We start from the raw sequence: 15,497 nt of genomic DNA on the forward strand, positions 1-15,497 counted from the left end.
GTGGCGCCTTTGGCTTCTATCAGGGTGCCAGTGTCTAGGGTGATGTCGTCGCCCTCCACTTCCACGCGGCCAGCTTGACCACGCGGGCTGTTGACGCGCAAGACGGTGTTGGTGCTGAGCAGCACGGCGCCTTTTATCGGTTGGTTAACTGGCGCCTGAGCTGGGTTATCTGTTGGCGTGGGCACGCCGTCGGCCTGAATGTGAATGCGCCCAGCCCCGCCCTCGCCCGATGCGTCCAGCACGGCGGTGGTCAGGTCTACCCGGCTGGTGGTTTGCAGTTGGATGCTGCCGCCCAAGGCGTTGGCCACGATGTGGGTTGGGTCGGTCACCACGCCGTTGGCAAAAATGCGCCCGCTCAGGGCAATAGCCTGCGCGGCTGCAATGTCAATATTGCCCGCTTGGGCTGCAATGGCAGACACATCCAACAAACCTGTGGAGGTTTGGGTGAAGGTGTCGGCTTGAATGCTGATGCGGCCATTTTCTGCCGCTAGGCTGCCACTTTCGGGGAAAGAACTTGCCGCTAAGTTAGTGGCTGATAACGTCCCGCTGTTCTGAACGTCTGGCGCGGCCAGTGTGACACTGCCCGCTGGCCCCGCGTTAAGGCCCGCTGAGGCATCGGCTTTGATGGAGCCAGTGTTGAAGATGCTGCTGCTGGCTTCTAGCAAGATGCGGCCTGCTCGCCGCACCAAACCAGCGGCTTCGATGGTGCCGCTATTGTTGACGACGCCGCTTTGCAGGCGGCTGGCGGCTTGGGCGGACAAAACAATCAGGCCGCCCGGGGCCTTGATGGCGTTTTTGTTTTCGACCAAAGTGTTGATGGCAGCCGCCGTCACGATGACGCGGCTCAGCGCCCCGCCACCGTCAAACTTCAGCTCAAAGGCTTCACCTGCGGCCAAGGCCGCAGTGCCCAGGTTGGCCACAATCACGCCGTTGTTGCGCACTTCAGGCGCGAGCAAGGCGATGTAGCCGCCCAGTGCGGCGCGTAGTTCGCCGTCGTTTTGCACCTTGCCAGTGGCGCCATTACGGGTGAGCTTGAGTTGCCCATCCATGAAATCTTGGTTCGTAGTGTTGTGCGTGGTGGCTACTAATCCACCCACATCGACACTGGATGACTTGCCAAAGTACACACCTTCAGGGTTAACCAACACCACCGAGCCCGGCGCGGTGATGCGCCCCAAGATTTGGCTGGGCTGGGTGTCGGTCACGCGGTTGAGCGTGGAAGACTGGGCATTGGGCTGCTGGAAGTTGACCGTGGCGTCTTTGCCCACGTTGAACGTGTTCCAGTCAACCACCGCCCTTTGGCTGGTTTGGTTGACGTTGAGCGTGCTGCCCGATTGGCTGATGGTGGCTTGGCCCGCATTGACCTTGCCGCCCGAAGGCAGCTGGTTGTTAACCACGGGCGCTGGTGTCGTGGCCAGTGTTTGGGCAATCGCGGGTGCAGACAGAAGCCCCGCCCCCAGAGCAAACACCAGCGCACATATACATACACGCACGGCTGTGCTCAGACGTGCAAGAACGTCTGAATCAGAGGGGCGTGTTTGTACAAAGCGCGGCATAGCCATTCCGATTCGGAACGGCGAAGATTTTCTGAAGGGCTTCACTCGCTAAAAATTCACCCGCTAAAAAGGTAAGGTAACTTGTAGCCAGTAGCGGTTGCGGTCGCGCGTGCCGTCTTGGTCGTTGCCTGTTTGCGTGGGGTTGGGGTTGTTGCCCTGTTTACGCGCCCAGGTGGCTTTGATGTTCAAACCGTCTTCAAAGGTGTAACCAATACTGGCGCCAAAGCCTTTGTAGGTATTGCGGTTATGCATCGGTCCGCCCGGGTATGACGGGTCGTGCTGAAGCCAGACTTGACCCCAGTCATAGAAAGCAGCCATATTGATGCCAGATTCCAGCTGCTGCCTGAGTTCAAGCTGAATGAGCTGCGCGTCCGAGCCCGAACCTTCGCCCGTGGGGTAAGCGCGCACGCCATTCATGCCGCCCAACTGCATCTTTTCAGACGAGTCGAGGTTTTTGTCTGACAACTGCCCCGTGAATGAGACAAAGGCTGAGGTTTGCGTGGTCAACGCTTGCTGCCATGAGCCATTCAAACGAATTTTGTTGAACACGCCCTCGGTGTGCACAGTAGTGGCATCGGTTTGCTGGCTCAATGAGCCGTCTAGGTTGATGCCGCCGTGTGATAGTTGTAGTGAATAAGTACCCGTACCACCACCAGGATTGAGGTCGCGGTAAAAGCCAGAGACCTGCGCAGCCATGACTTTGGCCTCGTAGTCAGACATCAGCAGGCCTTGGGCTGAGGTGTTTTGGAATTTTTTGTTGTCTGCCGTGAGGGTGACGGTGGCGCTTCTGTCATCTGCACGCAGCAATGGGTAAACCCATTCAAGGCCTTGGGTTACGGCGCGACCGACAGCGCCCACCATGCCTTGCTCACCCACAACCACCTCATAGCTCATGGCTGAAACGTTCACGGCCATGCGCCAACCATCGGTGCCAACGGGCAAGCTGTAGGCCAAACGGGCGTAATTGCTGCCGCTGGTATGCACGGCCACGATATTGATCAAATCACCCAAGTCGCTGGGGTTGAACCAGTTCACCGAAATGAGTGTGCGCAGGACGCCAGTTGAACGTGATCCGCCGTTGTCAAACGTCAACTCTTCTTGGCGCGTACGACCTTGATACAACTTAAGAAGTAACTCAGTCTCGCCCGGGTCGCGCCCTTGGCGCAGCGAGCCTTGTACGCTCATGCCTGGTACATCGTTGGCCAAAGCTAAGGCGCGGTCCAACGACTTGGTGTTCAAGGGATCGCCAGGCTTTTGCTGCGCCTCGATCAGGGCGGTCACATGCTCTTGGGTGTTGGGCAAGTCGGCAAGCTCCTGCTCGATTTCGATTTTGGAGAACACGGATTCAATGACATCGACCAGCAAAACGCCCTCAGTCAGGTCTTGAGGCGGCAGGATGACGCGGGCAAGGTAGTTGTTTTGACGGTAGTAAGACTCAACCGTCATGCCAATTTCGAGCATTTGCTCGTAGCTCATTGGAATGCCGATGTAGGGCTCTACGATGCCTTTGAGCTCCATGTCGCCAAGTATCGTGACGCCTTGGAATTGAATAGATTTGAGAGTGATGCGCTCTTTGGCAGCCTCGGCCACCTCTTTTTCTTCCACCATTTTCTCCATGGCAGCCCCCACGGTGCCAGGCGCATAGGGCTTGCGCACGGCGGTTTGGGGGATGGGGGTGCCCGTGATGGCCTCGACCCAATCGGACACTGGATGCTCAGTTTTTTCCTCGATCGCACGCAGGACTGTGCCTGCGTCTTTGGGCGTAACAGGGTCGTAGATTTCCAACGACCCAGCCAAAAGACACAGGAACGCAATCGCAGCAATGATTCGCGACCGAGTAATTTTCACAAAACGAGAACTAAAACAACCATAGAGGTTGTCTTAATGCAAGTTTCATGCCTTGCCGTTTTATTGACGCTTTTCCTAGCTTGGCGAAGGTTTTGGCTCTCTAGGCCTTAATTTATATAACTTTGAAAAGTTAGCGTAGAGATTTATTAGGCGGAATGCTCTCGATGACTTGGACTGTGATTTCCCCATTCGATAAGTCTTGTCGCGGGATATAAGCCTGCACCAGCCAGCCAGCTTGGCGATAAGCAGCAGAGACGGCATCTGTCAAATGCTTCAAATCATGCTGATTCAGGGGGCGATTGGCATAACCTGCGACAACCGATTGCAGTTGCTCGGCCGTAAAAAGCTGATTGCCGCTAAATTTGAAGACTTGAACCGTCAGCAAAGTCGATTCGCTCATCACCATGGCGGGCGGCAAGGCCTCACGCATTTGCGAGCTGCGTTGCATCTGACTTTGCCGCATCATTTGCTCGGTTTGGCGCATCAAAGCGCCGGCGTCGGGTATGGTTTGAGCCCAAACGCTAGGAACCGCGATGAGCGCAATGCATAAGAACTCATACTTAGAATGTTTCACAACAAATACCTTTGCGAATGAGAAAACTTTTATGTTGAACGTCTATTTTGCCGTGGCTGCCAATCGGGTGATTGTGGACTCGGTGACCAACCAGGTGTCGATCATTGATCTGTTTGAAAACCTTAAATCTACAGATTTTCCGGTTCTTGTGCCGAAGCTGAGTTTCTTGTTTTACGTGTCGCGTGAAAAACAAGATGCACCAGTTCACGATTTGAACCTCGTTTGCGAACTGGAAGACAAGTCAATTTTTGAGGTGTCCGTTCAACTCGAGTTTAAGAATGAAAATACGACACGCTTAGTTTTAGGTGTTGATGGTCTTACCCTGCCACACGCGGGCGTTCTGAAAGCCCGATTGATGGACAAAACTGTCGAACTTGGCGCATTAGATTTAGCCATCGAGCAGATGCAGTCATTAGCGACCAACACAAAACCAGGACTTGCGCACTAGGCTAAGCGGAAATCGAGTTTCCATCCGTCCAGTTGGGTGAGAAGAATTTCTTGGCCTTCTTCTCTTGATGCATTAATGGTTTCTAGTGCCGCTGTTAAAACGAGTGGCATTTCATCGCGAACCATGTCTTTGGCGTCATCGTTTTGCACCACGATGACAATGTGATTGTTTTCAAGTCCCCCTTCAAACTCCACAAATTTGCCGCTGCTGCTCAGCACGGTAAAGCTACTGAAGACCTCGGGCAAGCTCTCCATGGCGCCGGTATTAGCGACCATAACTAAGGTGAGCTTAGATTTTGAAGGCTCTCGATCTGGAGATCGAGGGTTTGACTCTGTCGACTCCGGTTCCTGCACGGATTCTTCAGGGGCATCAATACTTGATTCATTTGACTCATTCAACGCAACATCAACCGGCACAAGTATTTGGCGTTGGCGCTGGCTCATCACCGATAACTGGGCGGGCGTGATTGCCACCACCTGTGTAGGAGACAAGGCTGACAACTGTTGGGTTGTCAGGGCTTGTAGCTGAGAGGGTACCAAGGCTTTGATTTGCTCGGGCGTCAATTCGCTGAGTTGAGCAGGTGTGATCTGTCGAACCTGAAGTCCAGACATTTGGCGCAATTGCCCCATCTGAGTGGCCGCATCGTTTGCCGTGGGTGTCTTGCCTATCAAGGCCAATTGCTTAGGTGTCATCGCTGCCAACTGCTGCCAGCTGAGTGCAGCAATTTGTTGGGGCGACATTGCTTTGAGCTGCGGTTCAGACATGACAGCAACTTGCGCCAAGGTCATGGCTTGTAGTTGTTGCGGCGTGAAATTGGCAAATTGCTCTGCCGATAAATTTTCAATTTGCGTTGTGGTGAGGAATGCAACTTGCGATGGATCAATGCCAGCAACTTGAGCTTGACTCAAGCTGTTCAGTTGATCAACGCTCAGGCCTGCGAGCTGCTCTGAACTGAGCGCATTGATAATTTCTGGCGTAAACACCTGTAATTGCACCGTATCAAACAAGCCAATTTGCGCTGCGGTGAGTGCCTTGAGCTGACCACCACCAACCAACACAGAGGTTTCTGCCAAGGTGAGCGGCTGCACATTGATGCGGGCTGTATCAACGACGTTGACAGTGCCACTGGCGCCTGCGAGTGTGTAGTTGGGATTGTCTAAAGTGAGCGAATTGAAATCGACAACGCCTTGATTTCCGGGGGCAGCACTGGCCAAGGTAGCACGACCGACCACATTGACCGACGTGTTTGCCACTGCATTTCTGACGCTTAAGGTGCTGCCCGTCGCAGATGTATTGAGCAAACTGGTGCCATCAAAGTTTTTTGTGCCGGATAAAGACACCGGCAAAGGATGGATGGTCAAGCTGTTATTCACCGTGCTAATGTTGTAATTGCTCAATGTGCCAACACTCAGGCTATCTGCATACGTTCCAACATTTGTTCCGCTTGCAAGGCCTGACAGACTTAGACCAATCGAGTTAGCGGTGTCTGTGCCTTGCAGACCGTTGACCGAATAGGTGTTCATTTGGCTTAAGCCGTTGTAAATCTGTGTGGAGCTGTCTCCCGTCACGGTTAGCGGTGCTTTGTTGATGGTGCTGTGGGTATTGGCCGCATAACTGACGGTGTAGTTGCCCCCCGCATTACCGTCACTGACGGTGATTCCAGAGACACTAACTGTTTTGTTATTAGTGCCTGCATTCGCATCTGTTAACGTAAATGTGCCGCCGCTGATCGAATCCAATACCCCGCCATTTGATGCGTTGTTATACAAGGTGCCACTGGTTACCACTAAGCTAGGTGCTGTGCTTGCGCCGGCCACCGAGGTGGTGCCGTCGTAGACCTTCACCACATCTGAGGTGGTCAAAGTCAGCGGTGCTTTGTTGATGGTGCTGTGGGTATTGGCCGCATAGCTGACGGTGTAGTTGCCCCCTGCATTGCCATCACTGACGGTGACGCCAGACACACTCACGGTTTTGTTGTTGGTTCCGGCGTTCGCATCTGTGAACGCAAATGTGCCGCCGCTGATGGCATCTGTCACGCCACCGTTGGAGGCGTTGGCATACAAGGTGCCGTTCGTCACCACTAAACTGGGGGCTGTACTTGCACCCACTACCGAGGTGGTGCCGTCATACACCTTGACCACATCTGAGGTGCTGAGCGTCAGTGGTGCTTTGTTGATGGTGCTGTGGGTGTTGGCCGCATAGCTGACGGTGTAGTTGCCCCCTGCATTGCCATCACTGACGGTGACGCCAGACACACTCACGGTTTTGTTGTTGGTTCCGGCATTCGCATCTGTGAACGCAAATGTGCCGCCGCTGATGGCATCTGTCACACCACCGTTGGAGGCGTTGGCGTACAAGGTGCCGCTCGTCACCACCAAGCTAGGTGCTGTGCTTGCACCTGCCACCGAGGTGGCGCCGTCGTAGACCTTGACCACATCTGCGGTGCTCAGCGTCAGTGGCGCTTTGTTGATGGTGCTATGGGTGTTGGCCAAATAGCTGACGGTGTAGTTACCGCCTGCATTGCCATCGTTAATGGTGACGCCAGACACACTCACGGTTTTGTTATTGGTTCCGGCGTTCGCATCTGTGAACGCAAATGTGCCGCCGCTGATGGCATCCGTCACGCCACCGTTGGAGGCGTTGGCGTACAAGGTGCCGCTCGTCACCACCAGGCTCGGTGCTATGCTTGCCCCTGCCACAGACGTGGTGCCGTTATAGACCTTCACCACATCTGAGGTGGTCAAAGTCAGCAGAGCTTTGTTGATGCCCCCCGTCATTCCTGTTGGCTCAATCAATGAATAGTTGGCAGCTTTTGTGCCTGAAATTGCATACGCTGGGGTCACAGCAATGCCAGTTCCCGCATTGGCGGAGGCAAACGTTCCCGTCAATGTTGAAAGACTGACGAATGAAGCATCTGCTGCGATCACGCCGTTCAATGTGCCTGTCAATGCGGCCGTGGTTGTGCCGTCATACACCTTAGTTGTCACCAGAGGATTTGAAATAGTCAGATCTTTTGTGACGATCGTGCCCGTCATGCCTACAGGCTGCGTCAATGAATAGTTGCTGGCTTTGGTACCCGAGATTGCATAACTGGGGGTCACTGCAATGCCGCTTCCTGCATTGAAGGACGCGTAGGTGCCTGTGAGCGTTGAAAGATTCACCAACAACGTGTCTGCAGGGATCACACCATTCAAAGTTCCCGTCAATGCAGCCGTGGTGGTGCCGTCATACACCTTGGTCGTGACCAAAGGAGACGAAATGGTCAATGCTTTGGCGGTGATGGCGCCGCTGAGGCCCGTTGGCTGAGTCAATGAATAGTTCGCAGCACCTGTACCGGTGATGGCATAACTCGGTGTGACTGCAATGCCATTGCCCACATCAGACGAGGCAAATGTGCCACTGAGTGTGCTCAGACTCACCACATCGGCGCCTAAAACGCCGTTCAACGTGCCCGTCAAGCTCGCGCTTGTGGTGCCGTCATAGACCTTGCTGGTCACAGCACCACTTGAGATGGTTAGCGCTTTACGTGTCAGTGTGAGCGTATTCGTGGTGTTGGTACTCGGCGTGGTGTTTGCGCCGACATTCAACTGGTAGTTGGCCTGAGAACTATTGGACAGCGTCAGTGAGGTGATGCTGCTTGCGCTGGCTACGCTTGCGCTGTCGATCACCATGCTGCTCACTGTGGCAGCGGCATCTATCGGTACTAAGCCATACAACGTGGCCGACGTCGGCGTAACCGTTGTGGAATTGGCGTAGACCGCGCTGGCAGATATGCCCAACGGCGCTTTTGTGATAGAGCCGCTGTACGTTTGAAGTTTATAGTTTGAACTACTCAAACTGAGTCCGCTCAAGGTGATGGTGTTTGCGCTTGCCACCGTCGCTGCGTTGTAATTTGCCGCTAAAGATGAAACACTCAGAATGACAGCATCACTGGTGTACGGCACACCATCAGCGCTTGAACCGGTGCCTACTGCCTCGCTAGCCAATAACGCAGGAGTTCCTGTGACACTGGCGCTTGTTGTGCCGTCGTAGACCTTGCTGTTGGCGACAGTAGCCCCCGTCAAACTCAATGCTTTTTGACTTAAGGTGACAGTATTAGTTGTGTTGTTGCCTGCAGGCGTATAGGCTGATGAATTCAACGTATAGTTTGCTTCATCACCGGTTGAAAGCGTCAATGAACTGATGCGGTTTGCAACGCCAACGTCCTTGCTATTCATAGTGACGTTACTGGCGGTTGCCCCTACATCGACGCCTACCAAACCGGTCATCGTGAGACTTGTTGGGGTGATCACGGTGGATCCAGAATACACGGCCGTCGCCGAGACACCCAGCGGCGCTCGGCTCAGCGTCACTGTGTTGGTGGTATTCGTCCCAAGAGAAGTATTGCTTGAGGTGTTCAGAACATAGTTACCTTGCGCACCATTGGAGAGCACCAAAGAGCTGACGAGATTGGCAGATGACACGTTTTTGTTGTTAACCACCACACTCGTCAATGTGGCCGCGGCGTCTCCCCCCACTAACCCCGTCAATGTGTAGCTGGTGGGCGTGACGGTGGTCGCACCTGAATAGACGGCTTGCAAAGAGATGCCCAATGGTGCCGCTGTGATGGTTCCGTTGCTTCCCGTAATGCTTGTACTCGCCGATGGCAAATAGTAATTTGCAGCATCTGCACCACTGAGCGTCAAGCCCGACAGTGTGTATCCAACGTTTGCAGCCCCAAGGGTCTTGCTGGCAAACAGTCCCGTACCGCCCAGTGAAACGACATCGTTTGGCACCAAGCCAGACAAGTTGAATGACAGGTTGTTGAAGTTAAGTGTGCGGGCGCCGTCGTAGGCTTTGCTCGGTGCTTGGGTCAAGCTTGGTGTGATGGCCGTCGGCATAACCGTCAAGCTACCAATTACCGTTGGGCTACTCAAGGTCGAGCTATTAGAAATACCGCTGGCACCTAATTGATAAGTGCCTGTGACCAGGGAATGCGAGGCACTGCTGGTGTTCGGAGATTGCGGGACCAAAGAAAATTGTTCGCTCCCACCATTGGGATCTGTGACGGTAACCACACTGCCACTGAGACTCGCACGAGACGTTAAATCAACCGTGCTTTGCGATACAGAGTCAAAGTATTGAACCGAACTTAAAGAGTATGTGGGTGTGCTGCCGTATGAAGCGGTTTGGTTTGCAACTCGGACCACCAATTGATTGGCTGGAAGAATTTGATAATTTCCGGGCACATAGGCGAAGTCATAGTTTTTTGAGGTGAGTCCAGACGCTGTCAGTGCCCCTGTGAATGTGCCTATCGATTCACTGTTGGGTGAGCCGTTAACGACCGTGCTGCCATCAGGAGGGTTCGTGTTGCGCGCAATGGCGAGCGTACCGCCAAGCGCCGCGCTAGACTGACCGTTGACAAAACCACTGTAGGACACACCGGCATACCCTGGTGTGTCGACCTGCCCTTGAGCTTTGGCATCGCTATTGACGCTCACTTGCAGCGGTGCTTTTTGAATTGTGTAGGTGCTTGGGTAGGCGTAGAGCGAATAGCCTGAGGACATCGTCCCGCCCAAAACTAGTCCCGATACATATTTGATGCTGTAGGTACCGGCGTCGGTGCTGTTGTTGATGTTGTACGCGGCAACACCGCTCACGTTCAGACTAGGGCCTTGAACCACTTGGGTCAAGCTACCGTCATAGAGCGAATACGAAAACGTCAGGTTTCCATAAAAACCGTTTGTGACTGTTTCATACACATAGATAGGGACGCCAGGAGCAGGCGATGGCACGGGCAAGTTTTTTAAGACGATGGCACCACCGCTGAGCTGCCAATAACTTGCATCCAAACCAGGAAGCAAAGTGTTGTTTCCGGTCAGACTCGTGCCGTAGTAAACATGCGTACTTGAATTCGAGCTGGCGTTGCTGCCGTAGGTTGAGTAGCTGTTGGTGAGCGTTAACGAGGGGGCCCATCCCATGAGTCCACCCACCGAGATCGTGCCTGATGTGCTGGTCAGTGAGCCCGGTTCAAAATAGGTGTACGAGTTATTCGCCACCACTGGCGTGCCATACGCCTGCCCAATCAAGCCACCCACGCCCCAGTAGCCCGCTTGCTTCACTTGAATATTGCCGGACACGTAGGTGGAAGAGATGTTGATCTGACCTCCGCTCCCCGGCGCAGAGCCACTGGTTGATGCGCTGGCATCACCCACGATGCCACCTATCGATGATGCAGTGATGCCTAAGACGTTCGTGTTGTTGACGTTCAAGCTTGCGACGCTGTTTGAAATTTGGCTGTAGACAGCGCTTGCGCCATAAGTCTGGCCAATGATGCCCCCGCCCCAGTAGCCATTGATGCTCAGCGTTGACACGTTGCTTGTGTTTTGCACAAACGTGATGCCGTTGCCAGAAAACGTATTGGGTGCCGCGCTCGTACCGCCCGTGACGCGCCCGACCAAACCACCGACAGCATAGTTAGAGTAAGTGGCCGAACCTGTGGACGGCCCCGTCAGCGTGAATATCTCATTGAGCAACAGGTTGCTAATTTTGGCCCCGTTGGATGCTTGTGCAAAAAAACCAATGTTGCAGGTGCTTGTGCAGCTATTGACCAAACGAATACCGCTGACGGTATTGCCCAACCCATCAAAACTGCCTTGGAAATTACCTGCATACACAGCGTTTGTATATGTTGCAGGTGTATTCAAACTCTGACCCAACGCGTAATAACCGCCCGTGGCGGCCATTAGCTGAAGGTCTGCAATGGATTGAAGCAAGGTGTAAGACTGATTGCCAATCTTCAACTGCGCGCCACTGCCCGTCATAGAGATGTAGTTGCTGCCGGCATTGGTCATGTCCAACCGGTAATAGGTGCCAGCGCTGGGCGCTGAACTGGCGGTAGAGCCGCCATAGAACAAGTTCAAGCTAGCCGTTGTACCGCTGGAGGTGATGGGGGCTGCGATGTAGATGTTGTTGCTTGCCGATAGCGTGAGCGATGCATTGGTGGTCCATGTCAGCGGAGCATTGACATACAAATTACCACCGCCTGCCACTGTGTTGGTACAGCTCACCGTACATGTGGCGACTGTGCTGGCTTGTACGCTCACTGCAGTGTTTGCTTCGAGGGCAGAATTGATGACGTTGGCAGTAGACGCATCGACCGTTAAGTCGATGGGGTCAATGAGCCAATGGCCTTGGTTGCCTGCTTGAAATTGGCCCTTGAGCTCCAAGTGATGGCCAGAGGTTTCAATGTGACCACCCTGCCCACCTTGTGCCCCCGCTTGCGTAGAGATAGCGCCTGCGACAACTGTTTGGGCGTTTTCATTTTTGACATCGCTCCAAAGCACCACTTGTCCGCCATCGCCTTGGTTGATCGCGTTTGCATCAATGCGTGAACCGGCTTCCATCGTCACCTTGGTGGCTTGACGAAGCTGACCACCGCCCTGCCACTCGCCACCGACAAGCACGGTGCCTCCGCCGGTTGCGCCGGATGCGTCTATCTTGCTGTTGGTGGCTAGGGTGATCTCATCACCCTCTAAAACAATCTTGCCCCCTTTGCTGACCAAGCTGTTGGCTTCTAAGGTGCCGCTGTTTTTGACAACGCCCGCTTGAAGCTTGTTCAACGCCACAGCTGACAAAATAATTTGACCATCGGGGGCTTGTACCGCCAGTTTGTTTTCAACCAAACTGGCAATGGTGGTTGGCGTTGTAGAAATACCGGCTAGGCTATTGCTGCCCGAAAAGTTAAGGGTGACGACCTCGCCTGCAGCCATGGCCACTGTGCCAGCTTTGGCAATCACAACGCCTGAGTTTTGTACTTGCGGTGCGAGCAAAGCGATGTAGCCACCGAGTGCTGCAGTGAGTTTTCCTTCATTGACCACCTTGGCTGTTGTACCGTTTCGCTCAAACTGGTACTTGCTCGTCATGAAGTTGTCGTCACTGATGCTGTGGGTCGTGGCCGTCAGTGACCCAACATCGACCTGGGCAGAGGGTGCGAAATACACCCCACTGGGGTTGACCAAAAACACTTGCCCATTGGAAGTTATTTGCCCAAAGATTTGGCTTGGATTTGAGCCTGTGACACGGTTGAGTGTCGTGCTAGTGCTGCTTGGAAGGTTGAAGTTAACTTGTGCATTGGCCCCAACATTAAATGTGCTCCAGTTAACAACAGCATTTGACGTGGTTTGATTCACCACCATCGTTGCCCCTGTTTGCGTGATGCTTGCCGCGCCTCGCATCACGCTCGCACCAGTCGGGAGTTGTGTTGTCGGTGGCGCTTGCTGAGCGTGCGATAGCGTAGCGACTCCGCCTAAGGTTACAAGGGCTAACGCCCCTACAAAAGCCGCAGCGGCGCGTTTAGCCCCACCACCCTTGCCTGAGCGGCGAGCTGTCTCTGGCGCAACGTGCCAAGATTGGGTGATGTACGACCAAACGTGCCGATAGTTCCGGTTCATGCCTTAAAAGTTGACGCTTGCATTGAGCCAAATTCGATTGATTTTTTTAGTACCGTCTGTGTCTTGTCCGCTAGGCTGAGCCAACGGATTGCTGCCAATACGCTTGGCCCATGTCACTTTTAAATCGATACCGTTTTGGCTTTGCCAGTTCAACGTGGCGCCATAACCTTGAAGGGCGTGGCTGTTCACGACCGCGTTGTCACCGGTGCCATCTGCCCTCGCGTTGTTCTTGAATGCGTTGGCATGGCCATAGTCGTAAAAACCAGTCAACACGAATTCATTGTGCAGGCGCTGTCTGAGTTCAGCGGTCAGCGTGTGTCCCGTTGAACCACCACCTTCGCCAGAGGGATAAGCGCGAACACCACTCACGCCAGATAGGTAAAGCTTTTCTGAAGAGTCGAGGTTTTTATTGGCCGTTTGAAATGCCATGCCGACGAATGCATTCAATGATGGTGTCAATGTCTGTATACGGCTTAAGTTCAAATTGAGCTTGTTGTATCGACCTGCTGTGTTTGGGCCACCTGCATCTGACGGTTGGTTAGCCGATCCATCTAAATTGACACTGCCTTGCGATACACCTACCGACGCATTGCTTGAGCCTGCGCCTTGCCAACTATCTGTTTGGTTAACGCTTAAGTTGATGTTGTAAACATTGAGCTTGTAGGTGGAAACGGGGCCAGAAGAAATGAAGTTGTCAAAGCGCTTGTCGTCGTAGCTCAGTGCCAGATTGATGTTTTGTTGTTGTCCTCGTAGCAATGGATAGGCAGCATCCAAGCCTGTGGTTTTTGCAGCACCGTATCCGCCAGAGATGGCAAACTTATCTAACAAGTGGTAATTCAAAAGCGTGGTGTGAATACCTGTTCGCCAACCTTCGCTGCCTGTGGGAGCTGAATAGGCCAATCGGCTGTAGTCGCTGCCTTGTGTTTTCAAAAAGTTAGTCGTTAAAGCATCACCGAGGCGCAAAGGACTGGCCACCGATAGGTTCAGATTGAGGCGTTCGGTCCCCGTTGAGATGCTTCCGTTGTTATCAAAAGAGGCGTTACCCGACAACAAAGGCTCTTCGGTCACGCTAAGTAGCAAGTCCGTTTCGCCATGCTTTTGACCTTCCACCAAGTGGCCCGCCACCTGAATGCCCGGCAAATCGTCAAGTAGCAAAAGTGCTCGATCAATGCCCGACGCGCTCATGGCTTTGCCCGCAGGCTGAGCAGCATCCACCATGCGAATTAAGGTCTCAGTTGGCACACGATCGGGCGAAGCTTTGGGCAAAATGACTTTGCCAAAAACAGCTTCTACAACTTGAATGGTGACGATGCCTTCATCGATTTCTTGCTTAGGTAGATATGCACGCACAGTCCAACCTGCATCACGGTAGGTATTGATCACAAGATCAACGGCCTCTTTCAATTGTGCAAATGTGAGTTTGCGGTTGCCATAAGCAGCCAACGGTTGAGTTAGAGCGTCGCTGCTGATGAGCGTGTTGCCAATGAAGTTAAATCCTTTGACAAACACCATTGCTTGATTTGCAGGCGCAATAGGACTTGGGTTTGTGGGAGCTGCTAGAGTGTTAGGTGCTTGTTTTAGTGCTTTCAAATTTTGTTCACTTTGACGCAGCAATGAACCTGCATCTACGTTTAAATTCGCAGCTTGAATCGACAAACAAGTGAATACCGCGACTCCAGCCGATATGGCGTGTTTATCAATGCATCGCAGCATTGAGTGCTTAAACTTATTACGGACAATCTTGTTAGGCATGTTGGGGACTCAGTCAATTTGCATTTCTTATGCAAAAAAAGTGCCCGCCAAGATTTGTTTAGTAAAGCATTCATTTACGAAATTTTTCGGTAAAAGCCTGCCTCTAAATACTTTTAAAATTCTTTCTTCTTAAGTTAACTCTTAAGAATTCACAGAATCACTACTTATAAAAAAATCTTGGATGACACCGCTTAATCGTCACCAAAAACATATACTTAAGGAAAAATAAACGAAAATAAAAATACTTTTGAATTAATTTTTAAAAATAAATTGCTTATGAAATCGTCTACATGTGGATACATAAAGCGGCAAAGAAACGTCATATGTCTTATTCTTTGACATTGCCGCTCCACAACCATTAATTCATTGACGCCTTCTTTTTAAATTGTTCAGGTACGTTGCACTCTGCCAACTCTGACTCGAGCTGGGTATCTCCCACGATGTATTCACCCCGTTTGGCAAAGTTGTCGCGCATACGTTTGCTGTACACCTCAGACACATTGGCCACGTTGCGGCTCACGGTTTTCATGGTTTCTTTGCTCTTCATGCCGCGTTTTTGGTCGATTTCACGCTCATTCTCTTCAGACAGCACCATGAAATGCTGAGCGAGGTTTTCAAAATCTTGCGCTCCCTTTTTTTGCCCTTTACGCTGTAGCAGCGCAGAAACATTGAGCTGCAGTGCCGCACAGCGGTTGTACAGGTAAGACAAACGCGTCGGGTCACGATAGTTTTGGTATTGCGACCGAATATCGTCAAATGTAGATAGATCGGCCGCCTTGGCGCAGCCAAAGTTCAACACCATCAAGGTTGACACAGCCAGTAAAGTGATTGGTTTCATTTATTTAAGTGCAAGTGTCAATTTATATCTGGCACAAATTATGCATCTA

The 15,497-nt window shown here is 52.6% G+C and carries 7 protein-coding genes (1 of these 7 only partly in view); 1 reads left to right on the forward strand and 6 read right to left on the reverse strand.

Annotated elements, in window-relative coordinates; translation table 11 throughout:
• From B9Z35_RS12960 to B9Z35_RS05890, 3 genes are all read right to left on the reverse strand, one after another.
• A protein-coding gene (locus B9Z35_RS12960; protein ID WP_158268119.1) for a YDG domain-containing protein crosses the window boundary here: on the reverse strand, positions 1-1,556 show its beginning. 25,708 nt of this gene lie to the left of the window's left edge; the window shows 1,556 of its 27,264 coding nt (coding positions 1-1,556); the start codon lies at positions 1,554-1,556; the stop codon falls past the left edge of the window.
• 63 nt (positions 1,557-1,619) lie between these two features.
• A complete protein-coding gene (locus tag B9Z35_RS05885; RefSeq protein WP_108282677.1) occupies positions 1,620-3,341 on the reverse strand; it encodes a ShlB/FhaC/HecB family hemolysin secretion/activation protein in 1,722 nt (573 codons plus the stop codon).
• A gap of 193 nt (positions 3,342-3,534) precedes the next feature.
• The gene (locus B9Z35_RS05890) at positions 3,535-3,978 is read right to left on the reverse strand and encodes a POTRA domain-containing protein (protein ID WP_108282678.1); all 444 of its coding nucleotides are present in this window, start codon (positions 3,976-3,978) and stop codon (positions 3,535-3,537) included.
• A 31-nt stretch (positions 3,979-4,009) separates the two neighbouring features.
• Here B9Z35_RS05890 and B9Z35_RS05895 point away from each other — a divergent pair, with 31 nt between their 5' ends.
• Positions 4,010-4,426: a hypothetical protein gene (locus B9Z35_RS05895; protein ID WP_108282679.1), complete on the forward strand. Its 417-nt coding sequence runs from the start codon at positions 4,010-4,012 to the stop codon at positions 4,424-4,426.
• Here B9Z35_RS05895 and B9Z35_RS05900 read toward each other — a convergent pair.
• The 3 genes from B9Z35_RS05900 to B9Z35_RS05910 form a co-directional block, all read right to left on the reverse strand.
• Positions 4,423-12,858 carry a YDG domain-containing protein gene (locus B9Z35_RS05900; RefSeq protein WP_108282680.1) on the reverse strand — a complete coding sequence of 2,812 codons (8,436 nt, stop codon included), beginning with the start codon at positions 12,856-12,858 and terminating at the stop codon, positions 4,423-4,425. The two genes, B9Z35_RS05895 and B9Z35_RS05900, sit on opposite strands and share 4 nt — an antisense overlap.
• 3 nt (positions 12,859-12,861) lie before the next feature.
• Positions 12,862-14,370, reverse strand: coding sequence for a ShlB/FhaC/HecB family hemolysin secretion/activation protein (locus B9Z35_RS05905; RefSeq protein WP_158268120.1), 1,509 nt, complete (start codon positions 14,368-14,370; stop codon positions 12,862-12,864).
• 598 nt (positions 14,371-14,968) lie between these two features.
• Positions 14,969-15,448 carry a hypothetical protein gene (locus B9Z35_RS05910; RefSeq protein WP_108282682.1) on the reverse strand — a complete coding sequence of 160 codons (480 nt, stop codon included), beginning with the start codon at positions 15,446-15,448 and terminating at the stop codon, positions 14,969-14,971.
• Positions 15,449-15,497: the final 49 nt, after the last annotated feature.

Source organism: Limnohabitans sp. Jir61 (assembly GCF_003063545.1).
Taxonomy (GTDB): Bacteria; Pseudomonadota; Gammaproteobacteria; order Burkholderiales; family Burkholderiaceae_C; genus Limnohabitans.